This is a genomic window from Rhodosalinus sp. 5P4, assembly GCF_041365695.1.
In the GTDB taxonomy this organism is placed as follows: Bacteria; Pseudomonadota; Alphaproteobacteria; order Rhodobacterales; family Rhodobacteraceae; genus Rhodosalinus.
This window is the reverse complement of record NZ_JBGFSJ010000003.1, coordinates 382,038-397,621: the sequence shown is the minus strand read 5'-3', so window position 1 is coordinate 397,621 and position 15,584 is coordinate 382,038. Positions and strand designations below refer to the sequence as shown.

General features: G+C 67.7%; 16 protein-coding genes, 1 tRNA gene and 1 pseudogene. 11 read left to right on the top strand and 7 right to left on the bottom strand.

Features of this window, described 5'->3' with window-relative positions; all coding sequences use genetic code 11:
* Positions 1 to 45: 45 nt before the first annotated feature.
* The 8 genes from AB6A69_RS07350 (at position 46) to AB6A69_RS07315 (ending at position 8,733) form a co-directional block, all read left to right on the top strand.
* On the top strand, positions 46 to 1,467 hold the full coding sequence (locus tag AB6A69_RS07350) for a deoxyribodipyrimidine photo-lyase (protein WP_371060282.1): 1,422 nt from the start codon (positions 46 to 48) through the stop codon (positions 1,465 to 1,467).
* Positions 1,468 to 1,546: 79 nt separating this feature from the next.
* Positions 1,547 to 2,755, top strand: coding sequence for a class I SAM-dependent methyltransferase (locus AB6A69_RS07345; RefSeq protein WP_371060281.1), 1,209 nt, complete (start codon positions 1,547 to 1,549; stop codon positions 2,753 to 2,755).
* Positions 2,755 to 3,195, top strand: coding sequence for a TrgA family protein (locus AB6A69_RS07340; RefSeq protein ID WP_371037666.1), 441 nt, complete (start codon positions 2,755 to 2,757; stop codon positions 3,193 to 3,195). The genes AB6A69_RS07345 and AB6A69_RS07340 overlap by 1 nt, the downstream gene beginning before the upstream one ends.
* The gene (locus AB6A69_RS07335) at positions 3,192 to 4,325 is read left to right on the top strand and encodes an NUDIX domain-containing protein (RefSeq protein WP_371060280.1); all 1,134 of its coding nucleotides are present in this window, start codon (positions 3,192 to 3,194) and stop codon (positions 4,323 to 4,325) included. Before AB6A69_RS07340 ends, AB6A69_RS07335 begins: the two co-directional genes overlap by 4 nt.
* 72 nt (positions 4,326 to 4,397) lie before the next feature.
* Positions 4,398 to 5,432, top strand: coding sequence for a cysteine synthase A (locus AB6A69_RS07330; protein ID WP_371037664.1), 1,035 nt, complete (start codon positions 4,398 to 4,400; stop codon positions 5,430 to 5,432).
* A 4-nt stretch (positions 5,433 to 5,436) separates the two neighbouring features.
* Positions 5,437 to 7,827, top strand: coding sequence for a DUF3772 domain-containing protein (locus AB6A69_RS07325; RefSeq protein ID WP_371060279.1), 2,391 nt, complete (start codon positions 5,437 to 5,439; stop codon positions 7,825 to 7,827).
* Positions 7,828 to 7,873: 46 nt separating this feature from the next.
* The gene (locus AB6A69_RS07320) at positions 7,874 to 8,596 is read left to right on the top strand and encodes an alanyl-tRNA editing protein (protein ID WP_371060278.1); all 723 of its coding nucleotides are present in this window, start codon (positions 7,874 to 7,876) and stop codon (positions 8,594 to 8,596) included.
* 47 nt (positions 8,597 to 8,643) lie between these two features.
* Positions 8,644 to 8,733, top strand: a tRNA-Ser gene (locus AB6A69_RS07315).
* 208 nt (positions 8,734 to 8,941) lie between these two features.
* Here AB6A69_RS07315 and AB6A69_RS07310 read toward each other — a convergent pair.
* Positions 8,942 to 9,334, bottom strand: a pseudogene (locus tag AB6A69_RS07310) (zinc ribbon domain-containing protein); the annotation flags it as partial.
* A gap of 51 nt (positions 9,335 to 9,385) precedes the next feature.
* On the opposite strand from AB6A69_RS07310, the gene AB6A69_RS07305 reads away from it, so the two are divergent.
* On the top strand, positions 9,386 to 9,745 hold the full coding sequence (locus AB6A69_RS07305) for a major capsid protein (protein ID WP_371060277.1): 360 nt from the start codon (positions 9,386 to 9,388) through the stop codon (positions 9,743 to 9,745).
* Positions 9,746 to 9,749: 4 nt separating this feature from the next.
* Here the strand turns inward: AB6A69_RS07305 and AB6A69_RS07300 are convergent, their stop codons facing one another.
* Positions 9,750 to 10,595: a hypothetical protein gene (locus tag AB6A69_RS07300; protein ID WP_371060276.1), complete on the bottom strand. Its 846-nt coding sequence runs from the start codon at positions 10,593 to 10,595 to the stop codon at positions 9,750 to 9,752.
* A gap of 146 nt (positions 10,596 to 10,741) precedes the next feature.
* Here AB6A69_RS07300 and AB6A69_RS07295 point away from each other — a divergent pair, with 146 nt between their 5' ends.
* Positions 10,742 to 11,458 carry a YcbK family protein gene (locus AB6A69_RS07295; RefSeq protein WP_371060275.1) on the top strand — a complete coding sequence of 239 codons (717 nt, stop codon included), beginning with the start codon at positions 10,742 to 10,744 and terminating at the stop codon, positions 11,456 to 11,458.
* Positions 11,455 to 11,712: a hypothetical protein gene (locus tag AB6A69_RS07290; RefSeq protein ID WP_371060274.1), complete on the top strand. Its 258-nt coding sequence runs from the start codon at positions 11,455 to 11,457 to the stop codon at positions 11,710 to 11,712. The genes AB6A69_RS07295 and AB6A69_RS07290 overlap by 4 nt, the downstream gene beginning before the upstream one ends.
* A gap of 246 nt (positions 11,713 to 11,958) precedes the next feature.
* Here the strand turns inward: AB6A69_RS07290 and AB6A69_RS07285 are convergent, their stop codons facing one another.
* The 5 genes from AB6A69_RS07285 to AB6A69_RS07265 form a co-directional block, all read right to left on the bottom strand.
* On the bottom strand, positions 11,959 to 12,420 hold the full coding sequence (locus tag AB6A69_RS07285; protein WP_371060273.1) for a DUF411 domain-containing protein: 462 nt from the start codon (positions 12,418 to 12,420) through the stop codon (positions 11,959 to 11,961).
* 40 nt (positions 12,421 to 12,460) lie between these two features.
* Positions 12,461 to 13,849, bottom strand: a complete 1,389-nt coding sequence (locus tag AB6A69_RS07280) for a multicopper oxidase family protein (protein ID WP_371060272.1) — start codon at positions 13,847 to 13,849, stop codon at positions 12,461 to 12,463.
* On the bottom strand, positions 13,846 to 14,805 hold the full coding sequence (locus AB6A69_RS07275) for a copper resistance D family protein (protein ID WP_371060271.1): 960 nt from the start codon (positions 14,803 to 14,805) through the stop codon (positions 13,846 to 13,848). The genes AB6A69_RS07280 and AB6A69_RS07275 overlap by 4 nt, the downstream gene beginning before the upstream one ends.
* A 6-nt stretch (positions 14,806 to 14,811) precedes the next feature.
* On the bottom strand, positions 14,812 to 15,168 hold the full coding sequence (locus tag AB6A69_RS07270; RefSeq protein ID WP_371060270.1) for a copper resistance protein CopC: 357 nt from the start codon (positions 15,166 to 15,168) through the stop codon (positions 14,812 to 14,814).
* Between the two features lie 65 nt (positions 15,169 to 15,233).
* A complete protein-coding gene (locus AB6A69_RS07265; RefSeq protein ID WP_371060269.1) occupies positions 15,234 to 15,575 on the bottom strand; it encodes a copper-binding protein in 342 nt (113 codons plus the stop codon).
* Between the last annotated feature and the right edge of the window lie 9 nt (positions 15,576 to 15,584).

Below are 15,584 nucleotides of genomic sequence, written 5' to 3'. Positions count from 1 at the left end.
CCCGCGCGGGCTATGTTCCCGCTCTGACCTGAGCCGGAGAGCGTCTTGAGCGACAACGCGCCCATCATTCTGTGGTTTCGCCGCGACCTGCGGATGGCCGATCACCCCGCGCTTCACGCCGCCGTGTCGTCGCGGCGGCCGGTGATCCCGGTCTTCCTGCGGGACGATCTGGTCGATCGGCTTGGCGCCGCGCCGAAGTTCCGCCTCGGCCTCGGGCTGGAACGCTTCGCGGCGGAGTTGCAGGATGCCGGCAGCCGCCTCGTTCTGCGCGCCGGCGCCGCGCTGCCCGCGCTGCGGGCCCTCGCCGCCGAGACGGGGGCCGCCGCGGTCTGGTGGACGCGCGCCTATGATGCCGACAGCGTGGCGCGCGACAAGGAGGTCAAGGCGGCGCTCCGCGAGGACGGGATGGAGGCGCGCAGCTTCGGCGGCCACCTGATGTTCGAGCCCTGGACCGTGGAGACGGGGCAGGGCAGCTTTTACAAGGTCTACACGCCCTTCTGGCGCGCCGTGTCGGGCCGCGACGTGGACGCGCCGCACCCCGCACCGGGCCGTGTGCCGGCCCCGGACGCCTGGCCCGAAAGCGAAAGCCTTTCGGACTGGGAACTGGGGCGCGCCATGAGGCGCGGCGCGGAGGTGGTGGCGTGCTTCGCCCGCGTGGGCGAGGCCGCCGCGCGCGACCGGCTCGCGCAGTTCATGGACGGGATCGTGGCGGGCTACGACGACAGCCGCGATCTGCCCGCCGAGGACGGCACATCGGCGCTGTCCGAGAACCTCTCGCTGGGCGAGATCAGCCCGCATCAGTGCTGGCACGCCGCGATCCGCGCCCGCGAGGAGGGCAAACCGGGCGCGGAAACCTTCATGAAGGAGCTCGTCTGGCGCGAGTTCGCCTATCACCTGCTCCATCACACCCCGCGCCTCGCAACCTCGAACTGGCGGGAAGAGTGGGATGCCTTTCCCTGGAACGAGGACGAGGACGATCCGCGCGTGACCGCCTGGCGCCGCGGGCGTACCGGCATTCCCTTCGTCGATGCCGGCCAGCGCGAGATGTATGTCACGGGGCGGATGCACAACCGCGCCCGGATGGTCGTGGCGAGCTATCTCACCAAGCACCTGCTGACGCACTGGAAGATCGGGATGCGCTGGTTCGAGGAGCACCTGATCGACTGGGACCCGGCCTCCAACGCGATGGGATGGCAGTGGTCCGCGGGCTCCGGCCCCGACGCCACGCCCTATTTCCGGGTCTTCAACCCGCTCACGCAGGCCAAGCGGTTCGATCCCGACGGTGCCTATCTGCGGCGCTGGATCGCGGAGGGTCAGGACGACCCGCCGGCCGATGCGCTGGCCTATTTCGACGCCGTGCCGCGATCCTGGGCGCTTTCGCCGGACGACGACTATCCCGATCCGGTGGTCGATGCCTCCGAAGGGCGCAAGATTGCCCTGGAAGCCTATGAAAACAAGGATTTCTGACCGGTATCCACATGCCCGCGCTTGCCGCTTCGGCCTGTTTCGGCATAGCTGTTCCGGATAATCCCCGATGGAGACGCGCATGATCCTGACCACCACCGAGGACCAGACCGGCCTGCCGCTCTATTTCGCGCGGGTGTTCGCCATGGCCTGCCGGATGAACAACGGGCGCGCCGATTTCGTGCTGCCGGACGGGCGACGCTTTCGCGCAGAGGGGCGCAACCCGGGCCCGGTGGCCGAACTGCATGTCCATGACCCGGACATCTTCGCGCGCCTTCTGCGCGACGGCGACCTGGGCTTCGCCGAGGCCTATTTCGAGGGCGGATGGAGCACGCCGGACCTTCAGGCCTTCATGGACCTCGTGCACAACGACAATGATGTCGTCTACGACGGTTTTCCCGGCATGGGACTGGTGCGCGCTCTGGAGCGGCTGCGCTTCTGGCTTCAGTCCAACACGAAGCGGCAGGCGCGCCGCAACATCTCTGCCCATTACGATCTCGGCAACGATTTCTACGCGCTCTGGCTCGACGACACGATGACCTATTCCTCGGCGCTCTTCGAAACGGGCCAGGAAAGCACCGAGCGCGCGCAGGAGGCAAAATACGCCGCGCTGGTGGACAGCATCGGCGTGAAGCCCGGCGAGCACGTGCTCGAGATCGGGTGCGGCTGGGGCGGTTTCGCGGAATACGCCGCGCGCGAGCGGGGCCTGCGCGTGACCGGGGTCACGATCAGCCGGGAACAGTTCAACTACGCCCAGCAAAGGATCGCGAAGGCAGGACTTTCCGATCGCGTGCAATTCCGGCTCGAGGATTACCGCGACATCCGCGGGCAGTTCGACGGGGTCGCATCGATCGAGATGTTCGAGGCGGTGGGCGAGCGTTACTGGCCGGTCTACTTCGACACGGTGCGCGAGCGGCTCAAGCCCGGACGCTCGGCGGGTCTGCAGATCATCACCGTCGAGGACCGCCGCTGGGAGAGTTACCGCAAGAGCGTCGATTTCATCCAGAAATACATCTTCCCGGGGGGCATGCTGCCATCGCCCACGGTGCTGCGCCAGCAGGTGGAACGTGCGGGTCTGGCCTTCGACGACAGCCGCGAATTCGGCGAAAGCTACAGCCTGACGCTGCGCCGTTGGCACGAGACGTTCAACGCGCAATGGGACCGGATCGCGGCCACCGGGTTCGACGACCGCTTCCGCCGGATGTGGAACTATTACCTCACCTCTTGCGCGGCGCTGTTTCACAGCGGTATCTGTGACGTCACGCAGATCTCGATCCGAAGGCCTGTCTGATGCCGACCGCCGCGCGTCTCGTCGCCGCCCTGATCCTCGCCGCGACGGGATTCCTGGCCTCGGAAATCGTGAAATCCGTCATCGAGCAGGAGATGGATTTCGGCTGGCTGACGCTGATCAACACGGTGCTGGGCGCGCTCTGCGGCTGGATCGTAGTCGGCAGCCGCGCCGGGCGCGGCTACTCGGCCGCGATCGGCAACGGGCTGACCGGGGGTGCGGCGCTGGTGTTCTGGGCGCTGTTCCTGCAAGCGGTGAACGAGATGGTGCGGCTGTCGCTGCGCCGGGTTTACGACGGCCCGATGGAGGCGATCGCGGCGGTCTTCGAACTTCTGGTCGAATACGGCGCCTACCTGCTTGACGGGCAGGTGATCTGGACCCTGCTTGCCGGGGCGCTTCTGTCGGGGCTTGTCGCGGAATTCGCGTCGCGCCGCTGGCGATGAGCGCGCCGCTTTTCCTTTACGGAACGCTGCGCCATCCGCCCCTGCTCGAGACGGTGCTGGGCGCGCCCGCCGGGGACTCGGGCGCCGTGCCTGCCGCTCTGCACGATCACGCGGTGCGTCGGGTCGAGGACGAACCCTTCCCGATGCTGCTGGAGGAGCTGGGCGCCCGGGCCGAGGGGCTTCTGCTCGAGCGGCTCTCGGCGGAGGGGCGCGCCCGGCTCGATTTCTACGAGGGCGGCTTCGATTTCGCGCGCCGGCAGGTGACGGTCGAGACGGGGCAGGGGCCGCGCAGGGCCGAGCTCTATGCCTGCCCGCCCGGGCGCTATACGCCCGGGGCGCCTTTCCGCCTCGACGCGTGGGCCGCGCGGTGGGGGGCGCTCAGCGTGGCGGCCGCCGAGGAGGTGATGATCCACCGCGAGGAGCGGGACGCCGACAGCGTCGCGGCGATGTTTCCGATGATCCGCGCCCGCGCGCAGGCCCGGCTGAACGCGCTTGAGGCGCCCGCGCCGGATCGCGCCCCGCAGGGCTTCGGCGCGGACACCGTGCGCGAGACGGCGCGCCGCATCCCCTACGCGCGGTTCTATTCGGTCGAGGAGCGCGACCTTTCCTACCCGCGCTTCGAGGGCGGTTACGGCCCGGTGGTGACGCGCGCGGCGCTGATGGGCACCGATGCCGCGATCGTGCTGCCCTACGATCCGGTCTCGGACCGGGTGATGCTGCTGGAACAGTTCCGGCCGGCCCCGTATTTCCGCGGCGATCCCCGGCCCTGGTGCCTTGAACCGGTGGCCGGGCGCGTGGATGGCGGCGAGACGCCCGAGCAGGCCGCCCTGCGCGAGGGCGCGGAAGAGGCCGGCCTGTCCTTCGACCGGCTTGAATTCGTGTCGCGCAACTATCCCAGCCCCGGCAGCACCACCGAATACTTCCACGTCTATGTCGGGATCTGCCGCCTGCCCGAGCGGGTCGAGGGCACCGGCGGGCTCGACGACGAGGCGGAGGACATCCGCCGCCACGTGATGCCGTTCGAGACCGCGATGGCGCTCGCCGAGGCCGCGGAGCTCGATGTCGGCCCGCTTCTGCTGGCGCTTTACTGGCTGGCGCGGCACCGGGCGCGTCTGCGCACGCAGGCGTGATCTTCGGGGCCGCTTGAGTTCGCGGCGAGCCGCCCATAGACAGGGCGAAACAGCGTGAAGGGAGGGTGCCTCATGCGCGTGGCCGGGAATCTCGCCGATGCGATCGGAAATACGCCGCTCATCCGGCTCCACGGCCCGAGCGAGGCCACCGGCTGCGAGATCTGGGGCAAGGCCGAGTTCATGAACCCCGGCCAGTCGGTCAAGGACCGCGCGGCGCTCTGGATCATCCGCGACGCGGTGGAGCGGGGCGCGCTCGGCCCCGGGGGCACCATCGTCGAGGGCACGGCGGGCAACACCGGCATCGGGCTTGCGCTGGTGGGCGCCTCGATGGGCTTTCGCACCGTCATCGTGATCCCCGAAACCCAGAGCCAGGAAAAGAAGGACATGATCCGCCTTGCGGGGGCGGAGCTGGTGGAGGTCCCGGCCGCGCCCTACCGCAACCCGGACAATTACGTCCGCTATTCCGGCCGCCTGGCCGAACGGCTGGCGCAGTCGGAACCGCAGGGCGCCATCTGGGCCAACCAGTTCGACAACACCGCCAACCGCCAGGCCCATGTGGAGAGCACCGGGCCCGAGGTCTGGGCGCAGACCGAGGGGAAGGTCGACGGCTTCATCTGCGCGGTGGGCTCGGGCGGCACGCTGGCAGGCGTGGCAGAGGCGTTGCAGCCCAGGGGCGTCAAGATGGGCCTTGCCGACCCGATGGGCGCGGCGCTTTACAGCTACTACACGACGGGCGAATTCAAGGCCGAGGGCAGCTCGATCACCGAAGGCATCGGGCAGGGGCGGATCACCGCCAATCTCGAGGGCTTCACGCCCGATTTCTGCTACCGGATCCCCGACGAGGAGGCGCTGCCGGTCGTCTTCGACCTGCTGGAGCAGGAGGGGCTGTGCCTCGGGGGTTCCTCGGGCGTCAACGTGGCGGGCGCCATGCGCATGGCGCGTGAGATGGGCCCGGGCCATACCATCGTGACGATCCTGTGCGACTACGGCACCCGCTACCAGTCCAAGCTCTACAACCCCGAGTTCCTGCGCGAGAAGGATCTGCCGATGCCGGGCTTCCTGACGCGCGCGCCGGCGTCGCTGCCGTCGGTATTCGAAGGGAAGTGAGCGCATGTCGAGATCCGCGTTCGGGATGATCCGCGCCACGGCGCTTGCCGCGGCCGTCCTTTTCTGGATGGTGGTCGGCGCGCTTGCGCAGGATGCCCCGGTGGGCCCCATCGATTACGAAAGCTGGGCCATGGTGGCCGATCGCGCCGAACAGGTCGTGGAGGCCGGGCGCGCGTCGAACGAAGCGCTGGAGGATCTTCGCGGGCAGATCGCGGAGTGGCGGATGCGCTTCATCGAGGCGCAGGACCAGAATGCCGCGCGGATCGCGACCCTGCGCACCCAGCTCGCCGCGCTCGGCCCCGTGCCCGAGGACGGCACCGAAAGCGATGAGATCGCCGCGCGGCGCGCCGAGTTGCGCACCCAGCTCGAGGGGCTGCTCGCACCGGTGCTCAGGGCCGAGGAAGCGTTCAAGCGCGCGGACGGGCTGATCCGCGAGATCGACGGCACGATCCGCCAGCGCCAGCTGCGCGAACTTCGCTCGCTCGGGCCCAGTCCGCTGAACCCGATCCACTGGCCGGATGCGCTGGAGGATCTGTCGCGCTCCGCGGTCGCGCTGCAGCGCGAATTCCGCGAAAACTGGGCGTCTCCCACCGTACGCGCGCAGATGCGCGACCGCGCGCCCGTGACGCTCGGCATGATCGCCGTGGGGCTTCTGCTTGCGCTGCGCGGCCCGCGCTGGGTTCGGATCGCCGGCGCGCGGCTGCGACAGAGCACGCGGCGCGGCACCGGCGTGTGGACCACGCTGGTCTCGCTGGGGACCATCATCCTGCCGCTCGTGGGCTTTTCCACCATCGTGCTGGCGCTGCGTGACGGGGGCGGGGCCGGGGTGCGCGGCGAGCTTCTGCTGTCGCTGCTGCCGGGCGCGGCGGCGCTGCTTCTGGGCTATCGCTGGATCGGTCTGCGCCTTTTCAGTCAGCACGAGCGCGAGGCGATCATCCCGATCGAGGGCACCGCGCGCTTCGAGGCGCGGTGGTACACGTCCGCGCTGGCTCTTCTGATGGTCCTGCACCTGATTCTGGGCCGCATCGTCGAACTGGAGAACTACGCGCCCGAATCCGTCTCCGTCCTCGCCTTTCCCGTGATCGCCCTCGTCGGGCTCGTGCTTTTCCGGCTGGGGCAGATCCTGTCGAACTACAGCGCGGAGCCCGAAGATGATGGCGAAGAGGTCTTTCATCACCGGCTGATCCGCCTCGCGGGCCGGATTTCCATGGTGGTCGCCGTCGCCGCACCGGTGCTGGCCGGCATCGGCTACCGCGCCGCTGCGGAGGTGATCTACCCCTGGGTGCTCACCCTCGCGATCGCGGGGATCGTGCTGATCCTCCAGCGTTTCGTGCGCGACGTCTACCGGCTCGTCACCAAGCGGACCGAGGCCGATCCGGAGGGCCTGATTCCGGTCATGCTGGGAATGCTGTTGAGCCTTCTCGCGCTGCCGTTCATCGCGCTCGTCTGGGGCGCGCGCGTGGCCGATCTGACCGAGTTCTGGGCGACGCTGCGCGAGGGGGTCGTCCTCGGCGAGACGCGCATCACGCTCAGCGATTTCCTCACCCTCCTGATCGTCTTCCTGCTGGGTTATCTCGGAACGCGCCTGCTGCAGGGCACGCTGCGCAACTCCATCCTGCCCAAGACGAAGATCGACGTGGGCGGGCGCAACGCCATCGTCTCGGGCGTGGGCTATGTGGGCATCCTGCTTGCCGGTCTGTTCGCGGTCTCGGTGGCGGGGATCGATCTCAGCGGTCTCGCGATCGTCGCGGGCGCGCTTTCGGTCGGCGTGGGCTTCGGGCTGCGGACGATCGTCGAGAACTTCGTCTCGGGCATCATCCTGCTGATCGAGCGCCCGGTCTCCGAGGGCGACTGGATCGAGGTCAACGGGCAGATGGGATATGTGCGCGCGATCTCGGTGCGCTCCACCCGCATCGAGACGTTCGACCGCACGGACGTGGTGATCCCCAACGCCGATCTCGTCTCGGGGGTGGTGACCAACTGGACGCGCGGGAACACGATCGGCCGCGTGATCGTGCCCGTGGGCGTGGCCTACGGCACCGACACCCGCAAGGTGGAAAAGATCCTCATGGACGTGGCCGAGGATCATCCCATGGTGCTGGTCAATCCACCGCCCGCCGTTCTCTTCAAGGGCTTCGGCGACAATTCCCTGGATTTCGAGATCCGCGCCATCCTGCGCGACGTGAACTGGATGCTTTCGGTCCATTCCGACATGAACCACGACATCGCCCAACGCTTCGCCGAGGAGGGGATCGAGATTCCCTTCCCGCAGCGCGACGTGTGGCTGAAAAACCCCGAGACGCTGCACAAGGGCGCGCCGCCGCCCCCCGCGGCGGCCTCTCCCGACGAAAGCACGCCGCAGGACGGCGGGTCCCCCGTCGCGCGCGAGGCCTGAGGCAGAGGCCGCCGCGCCCCCCAATCCTAAGGAGACCGACAGGCCCATGACACGTCTTCTCTACCGCGAGGACCCCTACCTCAAGACCGCCCCCGCCCGCGTCGCGGCGGTGACGCCCGAGGGCGGCGTGGTGCTCGACGCCACGCTCTTCTATCCCACCGGGGGCGGGCAGCCGGGCGACAGCGGAACGCTCGAATGGGAGGGTGGGGCGCTGCGCGTGGCCACGACCGTCAAGGGCGAGGGGGACGCGATCGTGCTCTTGCCTGACGATGGCGACGCGGTGCGACCGCCGGTGGGCGCGGCGGTCGTGCAGACCCTCGACTGGGCGCGGCGGCACGCGCACATGCGGGTGCACACCGCGCTGCATCTGCTGTCGGTGGTCCTGCCGCTGCCGGTCACGGGCGGCGCCATCGGCGAGGGCAAGGGCAGGCTCGATTTCGACATGCCCGAGGCGCCCGAAGACAAGGCCGCGCTCGAGGCGGAGCTCGACACGCTGGTGGCACGCGATCTTCCCGTGACCGAGGACTGGATCACCGACGAGGAACTCGCCGCGAACCCCGGCCTCGTCAAGACCATGTCGGTCGCCCCGCCCAGCGGCGCGGGGCGGGTGCGTCTCGTCCGGATCGGCGCGGGCGAGGACCAGGTGGATCTTCAGCCCTGCGGCGGCACCCATGTGGCGCGCACCGGCGAGATCGGGGGGCTGCGCCTCGGCAAGATCGAGAAGAAGGGCCGCCAGAACCGACGCGTGACGCTGCACCTCGCCGACTGAGCGCCCCCTTGCATCGCGCGCGCGCCTGAGGCAAACACCATCCTCACGGAGAGGTGGCCGAGCGGTCGAAGGCGCACGCCTGGAACGCGTGTAGGCGGGAAACCGTCTCCAGGGTTCGAATCCCTGTCTCTCCGCCACTTGCCCCTGCAAAAGCGTTCTCCCGATCCGGCTGCGGCGGGATTTTTCCGTTGTTTTAGGGGGTTATGCGGGATGGGCTGAGCACTGGCGCCAGCGCTGGCTGAACCAAGATAGGTCTCTCGAGGCCGATATTCTCCGCACCTCTCGACTGCGCAGTTTCGGTGTAGAGCCTGTAGCCCTCTGAAATTGAAATGCTTTCCTGACTGACTACCTGAACACTTCGATTCCGGTGGTACTCGGTCGAATGGTACCGAGCCCTCCGAGGCCGTCGACGCGGAGGCGGACGTTGAGCCCGTCCGTGCCGATGTCCACGCGCTCGACCAGCAGCGCGACGATGCTGGCCTGCTCGGCGGGGAAGAGTTCGTCCCACAGCGGGTCGAGCTGCAGCAGGGCCACACGGGCGTTGGCCTCGGTGATGTCGTCGGCGTGGCCGCGTGCCGCCTTCCACGTCCCTGCGACGATCTCCGGCTGGCGGAACACGACGCGCAACTGGTCGATGACGGCCGCCTCGATCTCGGCGGCGGGGACTCGGCCGACGGGGCAGGATCCGGCGCCGTGCTTCAGCACCGTCTGGCTGACATAGTAGCGGTAGAGCCGGTCGGCGCCGTGCAGATCCGCGCCGAATGCGGCTCTGCCTTCTTCGCCGATCTCGTGGCCCACAAGGAAGTGCGGGAGACCTATCTCAACACCGCCGCGGCGGCCGACCTGCGGGGCCGCGTGGCCGACGAGGTCAGCTTCGGCGGCATCACCTTCCGCCGCTACCGGGGCGGGGTCGGCTTCACCGTGCCGACCGACAAGGCGTTCTTCTATCCTGAGGGTATCGAGGGGCTCTTCGAGATCTACTACGCCCCCGCCGACACCTTCGAGACGGTCAACACCCTCGGCCAGCCGCTCTACGCCCGCACGATCCCCGACCGGGATCGCGACGAGTGGGTGCGGCTTGAGATCGAGTCCAACCCGCTGCCGATCTGCACCCGCCCGCAGGTGCTGCGCTCGGCACGACGGACCTGACGAGTCAGAGCGTGACGCTGTATCGGGCGTTGAGATCGCTGAGATGCCGGACCAGCCAGTCGGCCGGTTCGGTATCCTGCCAGAAGCGCCAGAGTTCCGGGTAGCTCATCGCCTCGAACGCCGGCGATGATCCTGCCACGCGCGCCCTGAACTCCTCGATCTCCTCCCGATGGGCGGCGAACTCCGGACCGGCACCCGGGTTCGCAGGCTCCCAGAACAGATAGAGCAGCGTCACGGGGCGGTCTGGAAAGGTGCGAGCCAGACCGAAGGCATGCTTGATGAGCTGTGCAGCGTCGAGCCAAGTGTACTGGTCCGGGCGATCCCGGAGGCGCAGCATCTCGCGAAAGTATCCCTGATCGCGCCGCGCGTCCCTGATCTGCTCCTCGTAGGCGGGCGAGAATTCGGCCCGGTGGGCCGACAGGTGTTCGGTCAGCTTGGACTCGATCCCGACCACGCCGCTGGGGCCCGAAAGCACGACGTCGAGGTTGGGAGCACGGCCACCGCGGAGTCCGGTGGGGCATTTCCGTTCGAAGCGAAGATCGTCGAAACCGGCACCCATCGGCATGGCGAGGTCGGCGAGCCGGCTCCGAAACGGCGCGAAGCAGTTGACCGCCAGCCCTGATGAAGAATGGGCCGCCCGAAACTTGGTCTCCAGCTCGTTGCCGTCGCCCGAGGATAGGTCTGCTTCGAAATCCTCCAGCGAGACCTGCGGAAGCAGGGTGTCGCGAAAATCTGCGACGTAGCCCTTCGGGTCGAGGGATGTGTCCGGGTGCTGGTGAACGAAAGCCTCTGAAAGAGCTTGAACGGCTCGGATCCTCGTCGGGCGCTCTGAAATCGATTCCTGTTTCATGGGAGCAATATAGCAATGACCAGCGCGTTCGCATCCGCTCTCGACACGCTCTTCGCGGACGCGCATCTCGCGCGCGACGTCGCCTATATCCCACCGAATGGAATGCGTCAGCCCTCAGACGGCGGGTTCGTGCCCCACAGCGCGGAATGCGTCAGCCCTCGAGGCGGGTTTTTCTTTTCGGAGGACCCACGACCACGACCTTCCACCGCCATTGGCGCGACGTGCCCGAGAGCGGCTGGCGCTGGCCGAACTTCTCGCCCGCCGAAATCGCCTGCCGAGGTACCGGCAAGCTGCTGATCAACGAGCCCCCGATCGACAAACTGCAGGCGCTCCGCGACCGGCTGGGCAAGCCGCTGATCGTCCGCTCCGCCTATCGCAGCCCCGAGCACAACCGTGCCGTCGGCGGCGCGACCCACTCGAAGCACGTCGACGGCACCGCATTCGACATCGCAATGGCGAACCACGACCCCGTGGCCTTCGAGACCGCGGCGCGCGAGGTCGGGTTCCTCGGCTTCGGCTTCTACCCGCGCTCGGGGTTCATCCATGTCGACCTCGGGCCCGCTCGCCACTGGGGCGAGCGGTTCCCGGTGCGGGCGACGGCATTTGCAGCCGAAACGCCGCCCGCGCGCGAAGTGCTGGCCGGCAGCCGCACGATGAAGGGGGGTGGCGCGGCAGGCGTAGCCACGCTGGGCGCGGCCGGGGTGGAGGTTGCGCAGAGCGTCCTGGCCGAGACCCAGACCGCGATCCTGCCGCTGTTGCCGTATCTCGACACGCTTCGCTGGGTGTTCATCGTCGTGGCACTCGGTGGCATCGCGGTCACGATCTACGCGCGTCTCGATGACTGGCGCCGGGGGCGGCGGTGATCGCCAGGCTGGTCACCGGGATTGCCACGAGCCCGTGGATGCGGGCGGCGCTGCGCTACGGAGCCATCGCGCTCGCCGTGCTCTTGTTCCTGTTTTCGCTTCGGCGCTCCGGGGAGCGAGCGGGACGCCTCGTCGAACGCCTTGAGACCATGGAGAAGATGCATGACGCCCAACGACGGATGCTCGAGGCGGCGGCGCATCGCCCTCGCTCTCGCGACGATTTGGCTGAGTGGCTGCACGACGGTCAGTTCTGACGGTAGCGGGCCAGGGGCGTGTCCACCTGTCGTCGGGTACAGCGATGAGTTTCAGGCGCGGGCGGCTGAGGAGCTGGTCCTGCTGCCGGAAGGGTCGGCCGTATCGGAGATGATCACCGACTACGCAGTGATGCGGGAGCAGGCGCGGGCGTGCCAATGATATTCGGTTTCGCGACCGATCTCTCCCGAAGCCGCAGGCCCGCGCGGACGCCACTCCTTCATTCCCTTCGAGGCGACAAGTGTAGCTCAGGCGTGGCTCTCGAATACCTCCGTGCTGCCGTCGCGCAGAACGAGCAGTGTGTCATAGGCGTCGCGCTGGTTGCCCATTTCCATTCCGGGCGACCCAATCGGCATGCCAGGCACCGTGAGGCCAAGCGCGTCAGGGCGCTCGGCCAGCAACCGCTGTACATCACCCGACGGCACGTGGCCTTCGACGAAGTAGCCGTCGATGAATGCTGTGTGGCACGAACTCAGTTCCGGTGTGATGCCTGCCCGGGCTTTCATCGACCAGAGGGTTTCCTGATCGACGTCGCGCGCCACTGTATCGAAGCCGGCACGAGCCATGTGGTCGACCCAGGCCGAGCAGCAGCCGCAGGTCGGCGATTTGAAAACCTCCGTTTGACCGGGCGTTGACAGTGCCGGGCGGGTGAGCGTCGCCGCGCCCAAGAAAGAGGCGAGGCCAGTGAGGATGAAGTGTCTGCGGTTCATCGGTTGTATCTCCCAGTTCGGTTTTCCTTCGAGCTACGCGTCACGTAACGCGCAGCCAGGTCATCATTCCACCGGCCGAATGCTCCAGCATGTGGCAATGCAGGAGCCAGTCGCCCGGGTTGTCCGCCACGAAGGCGATCTCAACAGTCTCGCCGCGGTTCATAAGGATCGTGTCCCGCAATGGACCCAAACGACCGTCCACGCCGATCTGCCGGAAGTGGTGCCCGTGCAGATGCATCCCGTGGGGCCAGGCGGTGTCGTTGATCATGGCGATCCGCACGGTTTCTCCCATGCGCGCGTCAAGCAGCGGCGTATCGCCCATGTCCGCCATACCGTTGAAGGCCCAGACCTTGCCCTCTGCCGCCATGTCACGCATGCCCATCATGCGTCCACCTATCATCGCGCCGCGCATGCCGCCCATGGCGCCGCCCTCCATTCGCAGTTCAGCCCGCGCAGCGGTCTCCAAGGGTCCAAGGAAGGGGACGTGGTTTGGCGGCAAGGCGCCCGGTGCGGAGAGGCGGGCCTGTCGGGCAACACCCGTAACCGGGAAGGCCGCAATGGCGTAACCGCCGTCCCGCTCGAAGCTTACAAGGAACGCTTCCTCACCTTCACCCGCCACCACATCGATAATCAGGTCGGCCCGTTGCGCCGGCGCGAGGGTGAGCTCGCCAAGTGGCTGCGGCGCCTCGAGCGGCATGCCGTCGAGCGCGACGACCCAACCTTCCAGCCCGCGCCCCTCCAACGTGAAGATCCGGGCATTTGCCGTGTTCACAAGACGCAGGCGCATGCGGGTGTGGTGCGCCACTTCGCTCGACCAGACTCCGTTTCCGTTTACCGTGATCCAGTTGCCGATCCTGCCCGCATGCGCCCAGTCATGCATGTTGCCGAAGCCTTCGGCGATCTGGGCGTCGTCGGTGACGCGCCAGTCGTCGATCAACAGCACCTCGTCCAGATCGACGTCCGGCGCGCCCTCGTTTTCCTCGACGATCAGCGCGCCGTAGAGGCCGCGCGCCATCTGCTCGTAGGTGCGGTTGTGGGGATGGTACCAATAGGTGCCCGCGTCCGGCAGCGCGAAATCGTAGAGAAACTCTTCCCCCGGCGCGACGGCGGGTTGCGTCAGTCCGGCGACGCCATCCATGGAATTTTCGATCCGGATGCCATGCCAGTGCACGCTTGAGGCCTGGGGGAGGTCATTGCGTAAGCTCTGTGTCATCCGCTCGCCTTGGCGTGCGCGCAGTACGGGGCCGGGCACGGTGCCGTCATAGCCCCAGATCCGCGTCTCCGGATACTCCGCCGGCGCCAGCCGGGCGCTGCCCTCCCGGGCGTGCAGGATCGGCGCGGTCTCGGACCGTACGAAGGTCGGCAATGTTGCGGCGGCCGCGGCGGCCAGCACGGAGATGTGGAATTGCCGGCGTGTGATGCGGGTCATGAAGCCTCTCCATACGTCTGGTGCGCCGCCCCTCGGGATGGCGCGGAAAGTGCGGCCTGCGCGCTGTCGCCGTTGCCCGGCGGCGCGGAAAGCGTGGTGAGTGCCGCTGTCGCGACAAGGATGCCTGCCACCAATCCCGCCTCGACGCCGATGGAACGGCGCAGGCGCGCGCCAGCACCCGGCGCCCCGGTCAGCAGCGCCGGTGTCAGCGTAAGCTTGTTGACGGCGGCCAGCGCAATCACGCCGGCAAAAAGGACGAGCTTGACCGCGAACATCTGTCCATAGGGGCTGGACAGGGCGGATGGCGTCGCGGCGCCCAGGAGTGCCAGCGTGATTCCGCCAGCAAAGACGACAAGGCCCACGGCCCAAAGCGCGCGCCGCCCGAATTCATGGGCCAGGGCGCCGGCCTGTGCTGGCGGGTCCAATCGCGCCGCCCGCGCCAACGGCGCAAAGCCGCCAATCCAGAACGCAAGGCAGAGGATATGCAGCGTGATGAGCGCGCCGAGAATCACCCGCGGCTCGCCGAGCGCATGGCCGCGCAGCGCGAAGGACACGGAAGCGATACATGCACCTATGACAGCGAGGACAAGGCCCGCGCGCGCGCGCCAGAGCGCCGCGAGTATCAGGGCAAGCCCCGCGAGCCGCACTGCCACGCTGGTCCCAAGCGGGCTGTCCGCCACCATCCCAAGGATCATTGTGTCCGTCGCGCCGTCCCAGGTGCCGCCCATGAGGAAACTGGCCCGCACTGGCAGCCGCAGCGCCGAGAACAGAGCGGCGGCGAGCGCTGAGGCGACGGCTGTCAGGCGAAGCGCGGTGCGTCCGCCTTCGCCCAGTTCGCGCAATACCACAAGCACAAGCACGCTGCCGATGGCGCTGAGCGTCGCCCCATAGGCAAGCACCTTCACGCTGATCGAAAGCCATGTGACGGCATCGGCAGAGGCGAGCGCGGCCAGCATCCGGTCTCAGTCGGCCAACTCGAAGGAAAAACTGCCCTGCATGGCGTGGCCGTCAGACGCCAGCCCACGCCATTCCACCGTGTAGCTGCCAGGGCTCAGGGGTTCCGGCTCGGCATGGAACTCCAGCGACGGCGCCAGTCCGGTGCCGCGCTCCATCGGCATCTCGGCGCCATCCGCGTTCAACAGTCTCACCATGGTGATCCGCATCGGGTCGTCGAACACCATGTGGATCATCTCGGGCGTCTCGGTCAGCTGCGCGCCGTCTGCCGGCGTTGTGCCTTCCTTTTCGGAATGCGCAATAAGCGGAGTTGCCGACAGGCAAATCGCGGTCGCGGAAAGAATGCGGGAGAGTTTTCGGTTCATTTCTCGGCCAGTTCATTGAAGTGTGGGCGACCGGCGCGGAGTGGCCGGTCGCTGCGTTGCGTGGTTCAGTTCGGCATCATCGCGCCAATTGCGTACATGCCGTCCGATCCCTTCACGAGCATGATCGTAACTTCATCGCCCGCGGAAATCTCCCCCATCATTTCCGCGTTCTCCAGTAGCGGGAGATCCATGGTCATCGCAGGCCAGCCGATCTCCGGGATCGGATCATGGCTGACATTGGCTGTGCCGTCGCCAATCGAGTTGACCACGGCCTTTGCGTGGACCGCGCCCTCCATCTGTTCGGACGACATCGGCATGTTGGAATGGTCCATGCCATGGTTCATCTGGGCGAAGGCCGGCATGGACGTCAGAGCCAGAAGGCCGAGGGTTGCAGTGAGTGTCTTCATCAGAAGCTC